This window comes from Mammaliicoccus sp. D-M19 (assembly GCF_022386695.1).
Classification (GTDB): domain Bacteria; phylum Bacillota; class Bacilli; order Staphylococcales; family Staphylococcaceae; genus Mammaliicoccus; species Mammaliicoccus sciuri.
Genome location: NZ_JAJNHW010000019.1, coordinates 1 through 406 on the forward strand (window position 1 = coordinate 1; position 406 = coordinate 406).

1 protein-coding gene is annotated in these 406 nt (G+C 30.0%); it reads right to left on the reverse strand.

The annotated features are described in order from the left end of the window. Positions 1 to 355, reverse strand: a 355-nt coding sequence (gene tnpA, locus LQ675_RS14880) for an IS200/IS605 family transposase (protein ID WP_239753274.1), incomplete at its 3' end; no start/stop codon positions are given. Positions 356 to 406 lie beyond the last annotated feature (51 nt).

The window sequence follows — 406 nt, forward strand, 5'->3', positions numbered from 1 at the left end:
TTCTACCAACTGTATCTACATAAAATCCTTTACACCAAAATTTTCTGTTACCATATCTATACTTTAAATGGGCATGTCTATCAAATATCATTAAGCTGCTCTTACCTTTTAAATAACCTACAAATTGAGAAACACTTAACTTTGGTGGAATACTAACTAACATATGAATATGATCTTTACATGCTTCAGCTTCTATTATTTCTACACCTTTTCTTTCGCACAATTGTCTTAAAATAATACCAATATCTCTTTTAATTTTCCCATAAATAATTTGTCTACGATATTTTGGTGCAAACACAATGTGGTACTTACAATTCCATTTTGTATGTGCTAAACTGTTTGTGTCTGATGACATTTAATGCATCTCCTCGTGTTGTTAATTTTGGTTGGCTGACCAAATATTATT